At 60.9% G+C, this 18,671-nt stretch carries 16 protein-coding genes; 12 read left to right on the top strand and 4 right to left on the bottom strand.

Annotated features, from left to right (window positions below):
- Positions 1-677 precede the first annotated feature (677 nt).
- The 6 genes from ACS7SF_RS17085 to ACS7SF_RS17060 all read left to right on the top strand — a co-directional run bounded on the left by ACS7SF_RS17085 (position 678) and on the right by ACS7SF_RS17060 (position 6,218).
- The gene (locus tag ACS7SF_RS17085; RefSeq protein ID WP_439890854.1) at positions 678-800 is read left to right on the top strand and encodes a hypothetical protein; all 123 of its coding nucleotides are present in this window, start codon (positions 678-680) and stop codon (positions 798-800) included.
- A 529-nt stretch (positions 801-1,329) separates the two neighbouring features.
- A complete protein-coding gene (locus tag ACS7SF_RS17080; protein WP_439890853.1) occupies positions 1,330-2,301 on the top strand; it encodes a DUF932 domain-containing protein in 972 nt (323 codons plus the stop codon).
- A gap of 84 nt (positions 2,302-2,385) precedes the next feature.
- Positions 2,386-3,384, top strand: a complete 999-nt coding sequence (locus ACS7SF_RS17075) for a YqaJ viral recombinase family protein (RefSeq protein WP_439890852.1) — start codon at positions 2,386-2,388, stop codon at positions 3,382-3,384.
- A 17-nt stretch (positions 3,385-3,401) separates the two neighbouring features.
- Positions 3,402-4,313, top strand: coding sequence for a recombination directionality factor (locus ACS7SF_RS17070; protein WP_439890851.1), 912 nt, complete (start codon positions 3,402-3,404; stop codon positions 4,311-4,313).
- Between the two features lie 692 nt (positions 4,314-5,005).
- Entirely contained in the window at positions 5,006-5,815 is an 810-nt protein-coding gene (locus ACS7SF_RS17065; RefSeq protein ID WP_439892788.1) for a DUF4942 domain-containing protein, read from the top strand.
- Between the two features lie 103 nt (positions 5,816-5,918).
- Positions 5,919-6,218, top strand: coding sequence for a hypothetical protein (locus ACS7SF_RS17060; RefSeq protein WP_439890850.1), 300 nt, complete (start codon positions 5,919-5,921; stop codon positions 6,216-6,218).
- Positions 6,219-6,221: 3 nt separating this feature from the next.
- Here ACS7SF_RS17060 and ACS7SF_RS17055 read toward each other — a convergent pair whose 3' ends face one another.
- On the bottom strand, positions 6,222-6,479 hold the full coding sequence (locus tag ACS7SF_RS17055; protein WP_439890849.1) for a helix-turn-helix domain-containing protein: 258 nt from the start codon (positions 6,477-6,479) through the stop codon (positions 6,222-6,224).
- Between the two features lie 67 nt (positions 6,480-6,546).
- Here ACS7SF_RS17055 and ACS7SF_RS17050 point away from each other — a divergent pair, with 67 nt between their 5' ends.
- The 6 genes from ACS7SF_RS17050 to ACS7SF_RS17025 all read left to right on the top strand — a co-directional run bounded on the left by ACS7SF_RS17050 (position 6,547) and on the right by ACS7SF_RS17025 (position 15,928).
- The gene (locus tag ACS7SF_RS17050; protein WP_439890848.1) at positions 6,547-6,924 is read left to right on the top strand and encodes a hypothetical protein; all 378 of its coding nucleotides are present in this window, start codon (positions 6,547-6,549) and stop codon (positions 6,922-6,924) included.
- A 130-nt stretch (positions 6,925-7,054) separates the two neighbouring features.
- Complete coding sequence (locus tag ACS7SF_RS17045; protein WP_439890847.1) at positions 7,055-7,423, top strand: hypothetical protein; 369 nt, start codon at positions 7,055-7,057, stop codon at positions 7,421-7,423.
- A gap of 36 nt (positions 7,424-7,459) precedes the next feature.
- On the top strand, positions 7,460-7,819 hold the full coding sequence (locus ACS7SF_RS17040; protein WP_439890846.1) for a hypothetical protein: 360 nt from the start codon (positions 7,460-7,462) through the stop codon (positions 7,817-7,819).
- Positions 7,820-8,312: 493 nt separating this feature from the next.
- A complete protein-coding gene (locus ACS7SF_RS17035; RefSeq protein ID WP_439890845.1) occupies positions 8,313-8,882 on the top strand; it encodes a hypothetical protein in 570 nt (189 codons plus the stop codon).
- An 82-nt stretch (positions 8,883-8,964) separates the two neighbouring features.
- Positions 8,965-9,339 (top strand): PHA-granule associated protein 4, encoded by a 375-nt coding sequence (locus ACS7SF_RS17030; RefSeq protein WP_439890844.1) that lies wholly within the window; start codon positions 8,965-8,967, stop codon positions 9,337-9,339.
- A 1,624-nt stretch (positions 9,340-10,963) separates the two neighbouring features.
- Positions 10,964-15,928 (top strand): autotransporter outer membrane beta-barrel domain-containing protein, encoded by a 4,965-nt coding sequence (locus ACS7SF_RS17025; RefSeq protein WP_439890843.1) that lies wholly within the window; start codon positions 10,964-10,966, stop codon positions 15,926-15,928.
- Positions 15,929-16,229: 301 nt separating this feature from the next.
- Here the strand turns inward: ACS7SF_RS17025 and ACS7SF_RS17020 are convergent, their stop codons facing one another.
- The 3 genes from ACS7SF_RS17020 to ACS7SF_RS17010 all read right to left on the bottom strand — a co-directional run bounded on the left by ACS7SF_RS17020 (position 16,230) and on the right by ACS7SF_RS17010 (position 17,917).
- On the bottom strand, positions 16,230-16,649 hold the full coding sequence (locus ACS7SF_RS17020; RefSeq protein ID WP_439890842.1) for an HU family DNA-binding protein: 420 nt from the start codon (positions 16,647-16,649) through the stop codon (positions 16,230-16,232).
- An 89-nt stretch (positions 16,650-16,738) separates the two neighbouring features.
- Positions 16,739-17,026: an H-NS histone family protein gene (locus tag ACS7SF_RS17015; protein WP_439890841.1), complete on the bottom strand. Its 288-nt coding sequence runs from the start codon at positions 17,024-17,026 to the stop codon at positions 16,739-16,741.
- Between the two features lie 171 nt (positions 17,027-17,197).
- Positions 17,198-17,917 (bottom strand): hypothetical protein, encoded by a 720-nt coding sequence (locus tag ACS7SF_RS17010; RefSeq protein WP_439890840.1) that lies wholly within the window; start codon positions 17,915-17,917, stop codon positions 17,198-17,200.
- Positions 17,918-18,671: the final 754 nt, after the last annotated feature.

Here is an 18,671-nt window from a genome sequence, read left to right as displayed (position 1 = left end):
GTTCTTGCTTGAAATGCAGACGACAACGGCCTACCGCACGGACGGATCGGGGCCGGAACGCAGGCAAAGAAGGGAGCGACGAATGCACCGGCGGTGCACTTAAAGCGGCGGGCTATCCGTTCTGGATGGTGCGGCGGTGAAGATCAGCGCGGGACGCCAACATGGGACGCGCGGAACGACAGGTCCAGCGAAGTGGAGATGCGCGAAGGCGCGCCGGATATTGACTCATTGGAAAGCACTCCTGCCCCGATTGAATAAACGAGCCCCCGGCCGGCGTTGCCCCGTCTGTTGCAGGGCAATTCGCCATTTTGTGTGATTTATGTGGCTGGATGATACTGCGAGGCCGCACGATTTCAGCTCAATCAAATCCTCAAATATCGTTAAATCTCGGCAAATCATCTTGTTAAATTTCCATAAATCTGGCGACGGCATTTGGCCGCCCCAAACATGTTCTTACAGCTGTCCAACCTCCTGACGGCCGGAAACGAGGATCGGAACGATGCCCTGGCCCGCCCACCAGTAGAAGCAGCCAGAGATTCGGTTGCCCCTCCGCCTCATCACCTGCGCGCTTCCTCCAATCAAAAAATTTTCGGCCACATATCACGAAACTGAGTACGGCAGACGACTGTCGCTCCGCTAGCACAATGGTGTGCCGGCGTCATGCAAGGAGTCCGGTGATGCTTCCTATCTCTCCCCTCGAATACCTCGCCGCGTTCGCGATTGCTTTCGTCGGCGGCGCGCTGTTGGCGGTCTGTGCCTTCATCGGCAAGTTCCTACGGGAGACCACTGCATATGCATGACGGTCGCTCGTTCGAATCATTCGATGAAGACCAGACACGGCAATCGCATACATACCGACCAGACGCTGAGGCGTTCTTTCACTCGCGTATCGGCACCACGGGCGCTATCCATCCGTGCCCGCGATGCCAATCCCTGCGGACGGAACCGCGCCATGTCGCAAGGCGGATTGGCGGCGCCCTCGGCGCGGCGGCAGGCGTGACCAGCGGGATGGCAGTAGCCTTGTCCGGTGCGGAAGCCGGTGCGATAGTCGGCCTAATAGCCGGCCCCATTGGTTCAGCATGCGGTTGCATCGCCGGCGCCATTCTCGCGGGGTTCGTTGCCGGAGCCGCCGGCTGTGCTACAGGTGCGGCCTGTGGCACAGCCATCGACCATGCGGTGCTAAACAATTGGCACTGCTTCGACTGCGGCTTGGCTTTCAGCGTCCCGTTGGGCTGATCGCCCCCCGTCTTTCCTTCCCTGTTTCCTCTCGACAATCAGCTCGGCCTCGCGCCGGGCTTTATGCGTTCCTCTTTTGAAAAAGGAGTTCTCGTGCATCTCGTTTCCTCAATGGCCTACACCGGCGAGCGGCCGTGGCACGGCCTCGGTAACCAGCTCACGTCAAATCAGCCCATCGAAGTGTGGAGTGAGCGGGCGGGCATGAATTGGCAAATCGAATCGTCCGAAGTCCGCTTCGTGTCGGGCACGGCCGGTTCCACACTTGGCTCGATCCACGCCTTCCCCGAACAGAAAGTGCTCTACCGTTCTGACACTAAAGCCCCCTTGGCCGTCGTTTCGGCGCGATTCAACGTAGTGCAGCCCCGAGATGTACTCGAGTTTTATCGCGACTTGGTCGGCATTAACGGCTACGAGCTCGAAACCGCAGGGGTCTTGAAAAATGGGAAGAAACTTTGGGCACTCGCTAAAACCGGGCAATCGACCACGCTAAAGGGGCGCGACGAAGTGAACGGCTATCTGCTGCTCGCCACCGCCTGCGACGGCACACTCGCGACAACTGCGGTTCACACGTCCATTCGTGTGGTTTGCGCGAATACGCTGCAAATCGCCCTCGCCGACAGCGCCGGCGCCGTAAAAATCAGCCACCGCTCGCAATTCGACGCAGCCGCCGTCAAGCGTCAACTCGGCGTTGCCGTGTCCAGCTGGGATTCGTTCATGGTCCGCATGAAAGCCTTGTCGGAGTGCAAGGTCACCGACGCCATGGCGGAGAAGTTCCTGCGTCGCGTGCTTACCAATTCTCCGTCGGCGACCCCGGACCGCTGCGCGATTACCGGCAATGAGCGCGCTATCAAGGCAGTGGGCGAGTTGTACACCGGGCGTGGCATGGGAGCGCAATTGCCCTCCGCATCTGGCACAGCGTTTGGCTTGCTTAACGCCGTGACCGAATACGTTGACCACAGACGATCCGCACGCAGCGGTGACAACCGCAGGGACTCGGCCTGGTTCGGCCAAGGGGCGGCCATCAAGCAGAAGGCTTGGGATGAAGCACTACGGCTCGTGGTGTAGCTGCTCCGCACCACTCCTCTCTTATCTCAAATCTCCGGCCCGGTCGAGTTTGCTCACCGGGCCGCTTTTTCTTTTGGAGATTGCATGAGTGCCATCGAACCCATTCGGCCTAAACCTCGGCGCGCTCCATTGAAGCTGATCAAGACAACCGAGCTGTCCCGCACCGATTGGTTGGAAGTCCGCAAGACTGGCATCGGCGGATCGGACGCCGCTGCTGCGGTCGGCCTCAATCCGTACAAAAGCCAACTCGAACTGTGGCTAGAGAAGACCGGCCGTGATGCCGACCTGCCCAAGCCTGACACCAACGATACGGCGGAACCCGTCTACTGGGGCACCTTGTTGGAACCCATTGTGGCGGCGGCTTACACCCAGCAGACTGGGCGCCGCGTGCGCAAGGTCAACGCGGTGCTGCGGCACCCGACGATTCCGTTCATGCTCGCCAACCTGGATCGCGAAGTTGTCGGTGTGCCCGACGTGCACATCCTGGAGTGCAAGACAGCAGGCGAGTTTGGTTCGCGTCATTGGCAGGACGGCGTGCCCGACTATGTGGTGCTTCAAGTGCAGCACCAACTGGCCGTCACCGGCAAGCAGGCTGCGGACGTCGCTGTGCTGCTGTGTGGCCAGCAGTTGGCAGTTCACCGCATCGAACGCGACGACGAACTCATCTCCCGACTGATCTCGCTTGAAGCGCAGTTCTGGCACTACGTCAAAACCGACACACCACCACCGGGAGACGGCTCCAAATCCGCCGATCGGGCACTCCGCTGCCTGTACCCGAAGGACAGCGGCGGCACGGTGGATTTCTCAGGAGACCGTCAGTTGTCCGGAGCATTTGCCGATCTGGTTGCCGTCCGTGAACAGATCGAATCGCTGGAAGTGGAGGCAGCGAAGTTCAAGCAGACGATCCAGTACGCCATGGGCGACGCCTCGCGGGCGCTGTTCGATACCGGGGAAGTGACCTTCCGGCGCGGCAAGGACGGCACGACTACCGACCTAGAACAGCTGCTGGCTGACCACCCGCATCTTGCTCAGCAGTACGCCATCCCCAAAGCTGGCTCGCGCCGCTTTCTCATCTACCCCTGATTTCAGGAGCCATTCCCATGCTCAAAGGACTCGCCATTACGCCGCCCATCATCGGTCGTGTGAGCATCGGCCGTGTCGTAGAACGAAACGGCAAGCGCCGACCGGAGAAGGACGATCAATTTACGCTCACTACCCAGGTGCAGAACCGTGGCGAATGGGTGCTTCACCCATTGAACGAATCACTACGCAAAGCAGGTGGCGCCGGCAAGCTGCGATCGATCCCGGTGCGGATGCTCTTCAACGATCCCAACCTGAATCTGCGTGCCGAATACACATTGTTCGACCGGGAGACCGGACGACCCGTCTGCGTCGGCAACGGCGAGCGGTGTAAGCGCGTGGACGGAGGCGAGATTGCGATCTTGCCCTGCCCGTCGCCAGAAGGTTGCCAGTTCGGCGGTCCTAGCGGCTGTAAGCCATTTGGTCGGCTCAACGTCATCGTGGGCGACGAGGACGAGATGGGCTCGTTCATCTTGCGGACGACGTCGTGGAACTCGATTCGGACGTTGGCGGCACGATTGCACTACTTCGGCGCCGTATCCGGCAACCTGCTCGCCTGCCTGCCCCTGGAATTGAAACTCAGAGGCAAAAGTACCGCGCGGAGCTTTCGCTCGGCGATCTACTACGTGGACGTGAGTGTTCGGGCGGGCAAGTCGCTGGAGGACGCAATCACGGAAGCGCGAGAGCTGGACGCACGACGCAAGTCTGTCGGGTTCGACCAGGCGGCCCTGGACGCGACTGCCAAGATTGGCTTTGCCAACGGCACTTTCGAGGACAGTTCTGAAGAAGCTGCAGCAGTTGTGGAAGAGTTCTATCCTGAGGCGGACAACCCCGCCCCCGGCACTCCAGACGAGGCGGACGCCGCCAATGCTCCCACGCTGCGCGACAAGCTGGACCGCAAGGCAACGTTGCCGAGCAGTACGTCGGCTTGATCAGGGTGTCCTGCTGGGCACAACGGTATGCCCGTTATGAACCGTCATGCACCCACGCTTGTGTCCGAAAGTCGGGAGGCAGAAACAGAGAGCCGACCGCCAGTCGGCGAAGCGGTCACGCCGTTGCCGGCAGCGCGATTGCACGATGCCGACATGACGAGGCTCGTGCAGGCAATCGGTGCAGGACAGATTCGCCCCACCGTCGCCGATATCCGCCTCCTGTAAGCAGGCGCGTGGGTGGCATTGCGCAGGCAGTTCATCGTGCTCGACTCAACCGAGGACATACAAGCCGGGCAACGGCCCCGGCTCTCTTCCTTCCTTTTGCCCGACACAAGCACATGTCCATGCCAGAACTTATAACCAACATCGAACTCGTTTGCGAGTTGACGGATTTCTCACGCTACGGAGCACTGGCGCAGACGTTCGTCATTGACGCGCTGTCCAAGCGGTCCGACAAGATCGCAGAAATACCCCTGACGCGCTGCACAAAGTGTTCGATGGCAATCCGTTGACGTTGCCGATGCTTGGCAGGGTATCGCGCGTGAGATCAAGGAGAAGCTCAATGCCTACTTCACACAAGAGTGACAGACCCTCACCCGCCACAACAAGCGGCAAAACACAGTCATAAGCCGGGCTTCACGCCCGGCTTTCTTCTTTCCTTAACCACCATCCAACCAGTCGGCTGGAGGCTCATGGACACATCCACTGACCTTGTCAAAAGCCTCTCCATCACCAATCTCGCCAACCAGCGCGCCGCCACCGTCGAGCGCATCCGCATGGCACTCGACCTTCTCGCCGAAGCCGAACAGCTGGCGCGGGCCGCTCACCTCGGTTTTCCCCGGCTGGTGCTCGACGACAGCTATGCGCATCGAAGCTCGGTCACGGTGACAGGCGAATACGCGAAACGTGCCGAGGCGGAACAAGCGATCCTGCACACCATCGATGCCCAAGGGTGGAACTACTTGCTGAGTGAGTCCGGTCTGCGCACCTTCATGGATGCCCGCGCCCGCGCGCAATGGCACCAGCAGATTGCCGACGGCGAGGTTCCAGAACTCACGGCTGCCAACATCGAAGCGACGTTCATCGCTCTTCACGGTGCCCGTGGCGATATGTTTGAACGCGGCGTACTTGAGTGCTTCCGCCGGCTGTCGTGGGACTACAAGAGCAACCGGCCTTTCAAGTTCGGTAAGCGGATCATCCTGAAGTCGCTCTTCAGTTACGGGTCCCTCAATCACCACGGCACAAATGAGCTGGACGATCTGATGCGCGTGTTTCACGTGCTCGACGGCAAACCGGAAGCGGATCACCGTGCAGGCATTTACTACCTGATCAGCCAAGCACGGCAACAACGACAAACCGAGGCCGAGAACGACTATCTGTACCTGCGCTGGTTCAAGAACGGCAACGGTCACTTGACGTTCAAGCGCCCGGATCTGGTGGAAAAGATCAACCTCATCCTCGCCAAGCACTACCCGAACGCGCTCGCCTCGCAAGCGCGGTAGTCCGCTGGCGCATTCGGCGTCCAGCGTCTTTCCCTTCTATTTCAGCGATATCGCATCAGGCTCCGCCGGAGATCTGCGCTCGCCCATTTTCAAGAGAACTTCATTGACGGAACCGCCCGTACCTACGAATGCCCCTCGCCTGCGGCTTGGCCAGCTTCTGGCAACACCGGCCGCGACCGCCACTTTGGCTGCGGCTGGCGTGTCGGTCTTCACGCTGCTTAACCGGCACGCCCGAGGCGATTGGGGAGACATCTCCGAGGAAGACCATGAGCAAAACAACCTGGCGGCCATTGCCGGTCAGCGCGTGCTGTCCAGCTACTTGCTACCCACCGGGCAGAAGATCCGGATCTTGACGGAATGGGACAGGTCTGTGACGACAGTGCTACTGCCTGATGATTGCTGATCGTCAGCGCGGCAGCGCCGACATTGGTGTGTCCAGAAGCATGTCGATGAAGGCATGCGGGTCGGCTTCCAGCACGCGCAGGAAGTCAAGCAGTTCGACCACATCCAGGCGGCGGGCGCCGCTCTCGACCTTGGACACAAAGGCCTGCGGTCGGCCGATTCGATCGGCAACGTCCTGCTGCAGCCAACCGCGCTGCTTGCGCAGTTCGGTGAGCAGCGTCGAAATCCGCTGATAGCGAGGGTCGTGGATCGGATGAGACATGCCCTGCATTCTAGATACACATACGAGATATCCTGTATCCGTATACGGTATATTTAAGGAATGTCTTATGCCTCAGCTGATTTGGGTATCCAGCATGGTCGCGACAGCGTTCGGCATCGCGCTCGACATGCGCAGGTTGCGAGTCCATTGCGTCGGTTTGCCGGCTTCGGGATGGGCCTTCGTATCCGCGTGCATTGGACCGGTTGCGGGTGCGGCGTATCTGCTCCAACGCCGAGGGGCGCGGCGGGCGCTGATCAGTGCCGCCTGGGAACTTGTCGGGGATGCGAAGCAACCAGTGCACGTGCGCCGCGAACGCCTGATTGCGCTTAAGCACAGCGGCGTGCTGGGCGTACCGATCTTCCGGGCGTGCCTGGCTGTGCTGGACGCAGAAACGACAGGTTCTCTGGATGGGATAGCCGAGGAGGACACCAGCCGCTCGATGTAGGGGAACCGCGCCACGACCGACAGCCACCACACATCCACAGAAATGCCCGTCCGGCTCCCTTTCCGCGACGGGCAGGCATTCCACGCAACAAGGGGTCACCAAATTGAACATCTCTCAAACGGATACGCTCATGCGCACTCTTATCGTCGCCATTGCTCTCGCCCTCTCGGCTTCCAGCGCTTTCGCTGTCTCGACTTGCGACACCATGCCCACCAAAAACCAACGCAGCGATTGTTGGTCAAGTTTGATCGGTAGCGAAATGCAGGGCGCTGATGAATACGTCTTGGCAGTACAGGAATCACGCAAGGTTCCTGCATCGGTGAAACGCATGGTGGAAGCAAAACGCCAAACCATCGCATCGGAGGCGAATCGTCAGTGCAAGAAGGACGAACTCGGCTATCCGGAGAACGCGTGTTACCTGGAGCACATCCAGAAATTCAAGGATTTCACTTACAAGGAAACGTCGAAGTACGGTGTTCGCGACCAGCGGCTGGATTGAAGCGCGCTATCTGTCCTCATTCAATGAAACAACATCATGCGCAAATTTCTCTCCGCTGCCGCCATTCTTACCCTCTCGACGTTCGCCATCCAAGCCCACGCCCAATTCCGCGCGAGCGATTACTGCAACATGAAGCGCAGTCCGTACGAGCGCGAACAATGCATCGAATACGGTGCACGCGGCAGTATGCTGCGTGTGAAAGGCAACACCCAGCGTCTGCTGGACTCCAGCCGTGTTCCCGAGTCGGAAAAGCAGAGCATCTTGAAGTCCCACAAGAAGTGGGCCAGTCAGCTTGAGAGCAAGTGTTCGGATAACGCGTGCTACTGGAACATGGCGAGCGAACGCAACAGCGAGATCGAACGGTTGATGGCGAAGTACGGACTCAATCCGATCTAAGTCTCTGGAGTCAGCCGGTCGGAAAAGGTCTTTGCGGTCGGCCTTGGATCATCGACAGTCGGCTTCAGCAGCGAGCCGTCATAGAGGGAGTGGTGCCGGCCGGCACCACTCCCTCTTTCACCGGATTTCATTTTTTTTGCCGACGGATGCCAGTCGGTCCGTTGGGCGATCCCGCACGTATGCACAGCAGTGCCCATTTCCAAGGTTTGCTGGTTGCAGCGTGTCTGATCGGCTGCGCTGTCTTTGCTATCGCGCTCTGTATCAGGGTGCTGCCAAAGCCTGCCGGAGAGCCTTCTGGCGTCGGAACAGACCGATCTCAAACGAAGCAACAACCCGGTGCTGGGCTGGGTCGTATTGGCCTGCATCATTATCGTCGTGGGACATTTGATCGCTTACTACATGCTCGGTCCACGACCCGTCTGCTAGGTGCAGTTGCCTCAGGCGGCACGTGCGAAAAGTACAATGCCCGCTCGAAGTTCTTCACGAGGCAGATGTGCAAAAGCAGTACCCACGGCTGTTCGTCACGCTTTGCGTGGCGGTATTAACCTCCCATTCGGCATACGCGCGAACCAGCAAGGGCGGCGTCGAGCATGCCGACGGCGCATATGCCGCTGTAGCGCCCACCGAGCGCGCACGGCCCAATCCCAGGTTCACCCCCGGCGCTGTTGATCCGCGCGTTACGCAGGCCAACATCCGCGAGACGATTTGCGTGCGCGGCTACACCAAGACCGTGCGTCCACCACAGCAACTTACGCGTGAACTCAAGGTGCGGCAGATCCGGCTGTACGGCTATGACGACAAGCGGCTGCGGGACTATGAGGAAGACCATCTCGTAGCGCTGGAGATCGGTGGCTCACCGGAGAGTGCAAAGAACCTCTGGCCACAGCCGCGGCACGTGGTCGGCAACTGGGGCAGTCTGGCCAAGGATAAGCTGGAGAACCGGCTGCACTCGCTGGTGTGTCGCCGTAAGATTCCCCTGGTACTTGCCCAGCGGGAGATGGCGCACGACTGGATCGCGGCCTATAAACGCTACGTCGGCCCCAAGCCACCGGCTTACCGCTAGACGTTACTGTTGATACATGGGCTGTCTTGGAGCAAGTGCCACGTGCGCCTTGCAGGCGTTCACCAGTGGAGCAGGAAAAGGAATGGCAACAGCGCGTGCTGGTACGAGAGGAGAAGCGCTGCGATTGCTCGCCGCAGGGGCGGTTGCGGTGATTGAACTGGACTACGAAACCGGCTGGCAGGATGCTGTCGAGTTGGGCCGGATGGGTCAGAAGGTCGGAATCCGCGTGGAGTTTCGTAGCCAGGAGAACATCGCTGTCCAATCACTGATCGCTTTAATGGTTGGACTCTCACGCCCGAAGCAGACGTTTCGCCAGCGCAATCTGTACTGCCAGTTCGATCTGGACGCCTTGCCTGCAGGTGAACTCGCGAAACTGGAAGCCAAGGCTGCTGCGTTGGGTGACTACATCCTTGCAGGCCATCTGCTTTGCGACGTGCACGGCCGCTGGACTGGATAGCGCTCAACCAACGTAGGCGGTGCCTCGAGTCCAGTGACAGCAACACGTTGGGGATATTCATTCACCCAGAGGGGCTGCTTTACCCGAGCAGATCACCCTGTGTGGGTGTCACGGTTGTTGCCGCCTTGGTGGGCCTGCATGATGGCTTGAGGCGGCCGACGCGTCTGAACGCGCGGGAAACGGTGTTCAGCTCCTGCCTGATCGCACGCGCCTCGATTGGCGTCAGCAGTTCGGCGGCGGCGGCGATAGCTACGTGCAACTCAGTAAGACGAAGCAATGCCTCGTCCCGTGGCGAAGCAGTGGCGCCCTGTTTGAGCATCGCCCCCCCAAAAAAGGTTCATCGCGAAATTCCGGGGAACGCTCGGGACAAACGTCGGCGGTTGACCAGCAACGGTCAGCCCTTTGAAGGCCGTGGATTGCCGACTAAAAAGCCCTCAGTTAGCGCTCCAGGAAGCTAGACGCGGAGGCATGTCACGGGCTGTCTCAATGGCCTCGCAAATAGCTTGGCGATGCTGAATGAAGTTCCGAAGCGTTGTATTCAACAGACTGAGGAGCGCATCGCTCGAGACCGTATCTAGCCCCGCAGCCCTCTGTCTTTCTACTCGGCCTTGCTGAACCGCAATGAGGTAGACGGCGTTGCGCAGATGGTCGTTGGCGCTACGAAGGTGTGCTTCTTCGTCGGCGAGCGTTAGCATGGGAACTCCCGAAGCGGCCTCGGCCGGAGCAGCTCTGCAGCGATGCGTAGGGCCATTATGCGCCTACGGTGCTGGCGCGGGTTCATCACGATGCGACGGAGCGGCGGCGCGTCATTAGACGGTTGCGCGTCCCACCCAGGCTGAGCCAGGGGCACAGCAGCGGCGCCCCAGCGTCGTTTCATGGACGCCCCTTTTTCGACGGTAAGCAGCGTCCACGGAAATCCACGAAGAACCAAAAAAAGGGCTTCACTCGCATTCTCCATCAAGGCAAGCAACACAACCGCAACGGTTGTGATTCGGTATCACCTAACGCAGACGGACTACCTCGCGCAGCGTGTCAACTGTAAACGGATGTTGCATTTACCACGCTCCTGATCTTGTCGAAAAGTTATCGATCGATTACTTTGATCACAAAAAAGACGTTCGCATAGTGTTGACACCAAGTTGGTGCAGGACCCCACTTTGCGCCGCACTTTTTCGTCCATTGGGCACTTCTACTGACGGGGCGGTAGACATGAATACGACGGCTACGGCAGCCAGATCAAACGTTTGGCGCGGAACGCGACCTTGTATCGATCGACTTTCGTTTCGCCCGGCTGCCGCGGCGCAGAACGCGCGGTCGTCGCGGTGGGTGAACGGCTACGGCCGCTTCGCAACATTCGACCCACTGCCTCACGCGCTGAAGGCGCCTTACCAAAACGGTCACGCCCCACTGCCGGCAACGGGACCACAGTGTCATCGCATTCCCGACCGCACTGAGCAGAAGGCGGGCAAGCCAGCTCAACCGAGCCGTTGATCCGCCCCAACCTCTCAATTTTTCTCATACGCGCTCCGAAAGTCGTACCGACCTTCAAGCTCGTCTCAATTCGCCTGTATTCCCGTCGGCATGCAGGATGGTTTTTCGAATCGGTCTCTAAAGGTGAGTCCAAATGAATCACGTGTTCCGCATTATCTGGTCCAAGGCGCTGGGTACCTGGGTCGTTGCTTCGGAGGTGACCGCTGGGCGCGGCAAAAGCAGCGGGGAGAAGCGCCGATCGCGTGCGCTGCTGGCTGGCGTCAGCGTGGGCGCGATGGTCATGTGCGGCTGGTCAGCGTCGGCCAGCGCGCAGGTTTGGAAGGGCACGACCAGCACCGACTGGACGGTCGGCACCAACTGGTCAACGGGCACAGCGCCGAGCGGCACCGGCACGGTGACGATCAACACAAACTCGCCGAATCCGGCTGTGCTAGGTGTGTCCGGCGCGGCCAGTTCGACGATCGGCAACCTGCAGATGGGGATGGCTGCAGGTACGAGCGCGCTCACGATTCAGAACGGCAGCACGCTGTCATCCAGTGTTGCGACGGGCTCCAACTTCGTTGGCGGTGCCAATGGCGCCAATGCCACCATGACGGTCACCGGCACGGGAACGTCCTGGTCCACGGCGGCAGGCATCATCGTCGGCGGGGCCACGACCAGTACGGGCGTGTTGAACATTGCCAACGGGGCCACCGTCAGCACGGGAGGGACTCTGAGTCTTGGTCAAGGGGGTGTCGGCGGTACGGGCGTATTGAACCTTACGGGTGGCAGTACGCTCACCTCTGCGATCGGAACGCTGTTTGCCGTTGGCGGCTCAAATACCACGGCCAACATTTCGGGCGCCGGATCCAGGTGGAATGTGAATGGAGTCCTCACGGTGGGCAGAGGTCAGGGCGGCAGCGGTGGCGGCAGTGGCACGCTGAACGTGACAAGCGGTGCCGTGGTAGCAACAACCGGTGCGGTCTCGATTGGGGGAAACAACCTCAGCGGCGCCGGAACCGGTGTCGCCACCGTCACTGGAGCAGGCTCGCAACTGAACACCAGCGCGGCGCTCAACATCGGCGCGTGGGGCAGCGGCACGCTGACGGTTTCCAACGGTGCGACGGCGTCCGCCAATACGGTGGCAATGACCGCTGGTGCGGCCTCAACGGCCACGCTCAACGTATCTAGCGGCAGCACCCTTTCCACGGGGGCGCTGACAGCCGGTCCAGGCACGTCGCAGGCGAACTTCGACAACGCCACACTGCGTGCCACCGCCAGCAACACGGCGTTTATCAGCGGCTTTACAGGCACCGGCCTCAACATCGCTGCAGGCGGGCTCACACTGGACACCGGCGCCTTCAGTGTCACCGCCGCATCGCCGTTCAGCGGCGCCGGCACGCTCACCAAGATCGGCACCGGCACGGCGGTATTCACCGGCAACAATGTCTACACGGGTGGCACGACGATTTCGGCCGGCACGCTGCAACTCGGCAACGGTGGTACGTCAGGCAGCATCGCCGGCAACGTGACGAACAACGGCACGCTGGCCTTCGATCGCTCCGACACCCTCAGCTATGCCGGGCAGATTTCGGGCAGCGGGGCGGTCAACCAGATCGGCGCCGGCACGACGGTCTTGAGCGGCACCAACAGCTACACGGGTGGCACGTCTATCACCGCCGGTACGCTGCAGGTCTCGGCCGACGCCAACCTTGGCAACGCCAGCGGCGGGCTTACAGTCAACGGCGGCACGCTCAGCAACACCGCCGCCTTCACGTCGGCACGCGCCGTCACGCTGGGCACGAACGGCGGCACGTTCGACACGCAAGCGAACCTGACGCTGTCCGGCACGGTCGGCGGCGTCGGTGCATTGACCAAGACGGACACCGGCACGCTCACGCTGACTGGCACCAACGCCTATGCCGGCGGTACGTTCCTCAACGGCGGCACCGTTGCCGTATCGAACGACGCCAACCTCGGCAACACCAGCGGCGCGCTGACCTTCAACGGCGGCATGCTGCAGAACACCGCAAACGTTGCCTCCGCCCGGGCCGTCACGCTCAATGCAGGCGGCGGGACATTCCAGACCACCGGCAACCTGACGCTGTCGGGTGCGATCGGCGGTGCGGGCGCGCTCACCAAAACCGATGCCGGCACCTTGCTGTTGACCGGCAACAACGGCTACACGGGCGGCACGACGATCGCCGCCGGCACGCTGCAGCTCGGCAACGGCGGCACGAGCGGTTCCATCACAGGTGACGTCACAAACAACGGCGCACTCGTGTTCAACCGGTCTGACAGCGTGACGTTTGGAGGCACGATTTCGGGCAGCGGCAGCCTTACGCAGGCGGGCTCCGGCACCACGGTGCTGAGCGGCACCAACGCGTACACCGGCGCCACCACGGTACAGGCTGGCACGCTGCTGGTGGATGGCAATCAATCCGGCGCAACGGGGCTGACCTCGGTGCAGAGCGGCGCCACGCTGGGCGGCACCGGCACGCTGGGCGGCAACGTGACCATCGCGAGCGGCGGCACGTTGAGCCCTGGCAATGCCGGCGCAGTCGGCGCGCTGACCGTCAACGGCAACCTGACGTTGAACAACGGCGCGGCGCTGAACTATCAATTCGGACAAGCCAACACGCCGGGCGGTGCGCTCAACGATCTGACCACCGTCAACGGCAACCTTACGCTGGCGGGCACGCTCAACGTCAGCACGTCCCCGGGCGGCACGTTTGGCCCGGGTGTGTACCGCATCTTCAGCTACGGCGGTACGCTGACCAACAACGGCCTTGCCATCGGCACGGCGCCGGCCGGCACGTACTACGTGCAGACTTCGGTGGCCAACCAGGTGAACCTCGTCAACAGCACCGGCCTCACGCTCAGCTTCTGGGATGGCGCAGCGGGCGCGAAGGACAACGGCGCCGTCAACGGCGGCAATGGCACCTGGCAGAACACGGCCGGCAATGACAACTGGGCCGACAGCACCGGCACGATCAATGCCCCGTACACCAACGGCACGTTCGCCGTGTTCCAGGGGACGCCGGGCACGGTCACAGTCGACAACAGCCTCGGCAATGTCACCACGTCGGGCATGCAGTTCGCCTCGGATGGGTACACGGTCACGGGCAATGCGCTGACGCTGACGGGCGCATCGAACATCATCCGCGTCGGCGACGGAACGTCTGCAGGCGCGGGCATGACGGCTACGATCAATGCGCCGCTGGCTGGTACCGGCGGGGTGCAGAAGACCGACCTCGGCACGCTGGTGCTGGGCGGCAACAACACCTACACCGGTGGCACGACCGTTTCGGCCGGCACGTTGCGCGTCTCCAGCGATGCGAACCTCGGTGCCACATCCGGCGGCCTGACCATCGGCGACGGCACGCTGCAAACCACGGCCAGCATGACGAGCGCCCGCAGCGTGGCCCTGACTGGTGCTGCGGCGGTGCAGACCGACCCGGGTACGACGCTGACGTTGGCGGGCACGGTCACTGGCGCCGGCAGCCTCACCAAGGCAGGCACGGGCACGTTGCTGCTACAGGGTGCCGACACGCATACCGGCGACACGCACGTTAGCGCCGGTATCTTGAAGGCTGGAGCAGCGCAGGCATTCAGTGCTGCGTCGGCTTATACCGTGGACAACGGCGCCACGCTCGATCTGAACGGCTTCCAGCAGACGCTCAAGACGCTGACCAACGCAGGCACCGTTAGCGTGAACGGCACCGGCACGGCATTGACCGTGGCCGGCAACTACATCGGCAATGGTGGCACCGTGCAACTGCGCTCGGCCCTGGGCGGAGATAGTTCAGTCACCGACCGCCTGGTCGTGCAAGGCGATACCGCCGGCAGCACCACGCTCAAGGTATCGAGTGTGGGTGGCGCAGGTGCGCAGACGGTCAACGGCATCAAAGTGGTCGACGTCGCCGGGCAGTCGAACGGCACCTTCACGCTGCAAGGCGACTACACCTTCAAGGGCCAGCAAGCCGTGATCGGTGGTGCTTACGCGTACACGCTGCAGAAGAACGGCATCTCGACGCCCACCGATGGCGACTGGTACTTGCGCTCCAGCCTGGTGAATCCGGCATCTGGCCCTGTGTCGTCGCCGGCCCCGACCGGACCGCTCTATCAACCGGGCGTGCCGCTCTACGAAGCCTATTCCCAAGTCTTGCTGGCCATGAACGACCTGCCGACATTGCAGCAGCGCGTCGGCAGCCGTTACTGGAGCGAGCCGGCCAAGGCCGGTGATGCCGATGCCGGCGGCGACGAGGCGGCCGTACGGCCGGGTGCAGGCTGGGCGCATATCGAAGGGCGGCATCTAGCGGTCAACTCGACGCATTCGAGCACGGGCACGCAATGGGACCTCGACCAAGTCAAGACGCAGGCTGGGCTCGATACGCTGCTGACCGAGAATCCCTCGGGGCGCCTCTTTGCCGGCATCGGCACGCAGTACAGTCACGGCCGGGCGGGCATCAACTCGTTCTTCGGTAACGGCACGATCAGCGTGGATGGCTACAGCTTGAGCGGATCGGCCACGTGGTCCGGCAACAATGGGTTCTATGTCGACGGGCAAGCGCAGGCGACCTGGTACGACAGCAACCTGACTTCGGACACGATCGGCCGACGCATGGCGAGCGACAACGAGGGCTTTGGCCGCGCGTTCAGCATTGAGTCGGGCCAGCGGTTGGCGTTGAACGAAGCGTGGTCGATTACTCCCCAGGCGCAGCTCGTGTATTCGTCGGTGAGCTTTGACGACTTCACCGACCCGTTCGGTGCCCATGTCGTACGAGACAAGTCGGACAGCCTGACGAGCCGCCTGGGTGTCGCGTTGGACTACAACACCACGTGGCGCGATGCGGCCGGACATGCCACGCGCGCGAACGTCTATGGGCTCACGAACCTGTACTACGACTTCCGTGGCGGCACGACGGTCAACGTGAGCGACACGCTGTTCTCGGCCCGAACAGATCGCCTATGGGCTGGCGTCGGGATAGGTGGTGCTGTGACATGGAACGACGACCGCGTTGGTGTGTATGGGCAGTTGCTGGTCCGCAGTAGCCTGCAAGGCTCCGGCAGCGGCCACGACTATCGAGCGAGCGTGGGTGCTCGTGTGCGGTGGTGACCATCAAGCTTGACTGGCGCCCGGGGCTACAAACCTAAGCTCTCCAGGAGGAAAACAGGCATTTCTGATCCCATTCGAGCACGGGGATAGCCGCTCTCCGCGGCACCCCGATGCGGAACGATGGTTCGGCTTGAGTGGCGTAGCAATGAAAAAGGTGCCGCGTAAGTACTCAGAGTGGAGCGGCCGAGCGCCATCTCGGCCCCATTGCGGAGTCCATGCAGGCGCACGTTCCGTTGCGTGGCAACGATGCCTCGCTCGATAATCGGCATAAAAAAAGGGAGCCACGGCTCCCTTTGGTTTCTCATGCTTTACCCCCATTCAGGGCGGCGTCCTTGACCTTCTTCAAGGCCCGCACCTTGACGCGCACCGTCGCCGGCTTGGCTTCAAACCACTGCTCCTGCCCAGTGAAGGGATTCTTTCCAAAGCGTCGCTTGGTCGCCGGAACCTTCACGGACATCACCTTGAAGAGGCCGGGCAGTGTGAATTCACCGGCGCCCTTCTTGTGCAGCGCTCCCACGATGGTGTTCTCCAGATGGAGCAGCACCGCCTTCACCGCCTTGGCCTCAACTTGGGCTTGTTCCGCCAGATGGCTCACGAGGCTGGACTTGGTGAAGGTGTCCTTCAACGGCTTGACGGACACTGCAGCGGCAGTTGCCTTCTTTGCCGGTGCGGCTTTCTTCGGGGCAGCCTTCTTTGCTGCGGTCTTAGCTTTGGTTGCCATAGAAAAATTGGTGTTGGATGAACAGGCTATTCAGGTTCAGCGTACTGCAGCGTGCAATACGCTGCGCAAGCATAGCAAATCCGAGATGACTAGCCGATCAGAAACTTGTCGCGGTTTTTGCCAATCCATGCGGGCGCGCGGCCGCGCCCCGTCCATGTGGCACCAGTCTTCGGATCACGGTACTTCGGCGCAACAGTCTTCTTCTTGCCTGCGCCGCTGCGCTTGGTTGAGAAGCCAATGTCTTCTGCGGTCAGACCATACTCTTCTACGATCTGGCGGGCCTGCTGAATCACCGTTTCAAGCTCTTTGACGCGGGCGCTTTCAAGTTGCTCTTCGAGCTTTGCCTTTTGTGCCAGCAGTTCCTTGTATGTCGCCATGTCAGATCCCTCGATAGTGTTTTGGAGATCGAATCATAGCGGAATACGGTTAATTCTCATTAATCTGTTCGCGCTGCAAATGAACGGCCCCACAAGGTGCGGGGCCGCTCATTGACAACTGCGTTTGCCGGAGCGCTACAACGCAGCCCTCTATCCCGGTGGCGCTCGCGCTCAGCCCATCTTCACAAAGGAGAGATAGCCCTGCAAGCGCAGAGGGACTTGATTGGACGAGCCCAGAATCTTTGAGAAGCCAAGCCATACTGGATCGACACCCCATCGCGCCACGCCGCTAAACGAGATGTAGCCAAGCACACCCGCCGTGTTGGTGCTTGAGAGGGGCAAGTCTGGGAGACGCTGCACGGCGTACTGATAAACGCCCGGGTAATCGCAAGCCTGACCGGTTGCGACCGTCATCTGGGCCGGCAACTGATACGTGTCAGCACTGTCGGCGATGATTTTCGCGCCACAGCACACCAGGTAGGTGCCGGCGGCCAGGTTGGCGCTTCCATCATCGTTGACCGAAAGCTGAAAGCCACTCAAAGCGTTGGTGCCGATACCGAGATTGACCTGATACCAACTGCCTCTATCGACCCCACGGCCGTCGCTCGCTTGCATGCTGTGGCCGAGTTCGACGATGAGCGCCGGCAATGTCGAGTGTGCGACGACGCTGGTCAATTGGCTGCCATCCACCGCTGGAAGCCTGGCTTGCGCGTCCAATGCGACGACGTCGCCTGGCGCCGTTCCGATCATGGATTTCGGCATCGCCGCATCGGCAGTCGCTTGCGCGTTTGCGGCCATCTGGGCGATATCTGGCAACTGACTGACCGCGGCATCAAGCGCAGCTTTGGACACCAGCACTGTGTCCGTCAAGTTCGGAAATGGAGAGGTCATGGAGTTCCTCTGATGTGAAAAGCGAAACGTTCATTTGATGGTGCTCAGCCGACAATGAGATATGGCAAGAACAGCACCGGATCACGCGGGCTCGGTCTGAATTCCGCGCCGCGACAACGCTGGCTTCCTTCAGTAGCCGCCGATCCCCAGGGAGGCAGCCATGGCAACTCGAGGAAGTGCAGCCCGTCGAATTTCGTTACACCGCGCATGACCACGGTACCTCGACCGTTGAAGTCAGGAACATCTAACCAACTGAAGTCCTGCCAAAAGCTAGCCCTGCACCGAAGTTAGTACCGTCCAAAAATGGAGATTCCCGGCATGCATACAACTACTTCAATGAGATGCTCGATGTATCAGACGGTGTCGCCGATGTTTGGAAAGGCGCGAAGGATCATCCTCCGCAACCGCGACATAAGTTTGGAATCCGAAAACGAGATCTACCCTGAGTAGCCGGGTCATTTTTCGAAAAATTCCACAACTATCCGGAATCCAATTCTTGCCGGCAATTTAAATCTTGAAAATTTTTTGGTTCATCGTAGCCTCGGCCGTCATCAGGCAAAATATTCTTGCCGCCAATATGGCTCCGCGCCGGGTGTCGTCGGCCGTGCCAAACATCCAGGCGCGTTACCACACGGCACACCCTTGGATTGTTCAAATGGCGCCTTCTCGAATAGCCTGGGCGACGCAGAGACAAGACCTAACTGCGTGGTCTTCGTCAGCCCTGAGCGGGCCTTTGTAGAGAAGACTAGTGGTG

Origin of the sequence: Ralstonia sp. 25C, from assembly GCF_051904805.1 — a bacterium.
Lineage (GTDB): Bacteria > Pseudomonadota > Gammaproteobacteria > Burkholderiales > Burkholderiaceae > Ralstonia.
The sequence above is the reverse complement of the archived record's forward strand: the minus strand, read 5'-3'. Positions and strand labels throughout refer to the sequence as shown.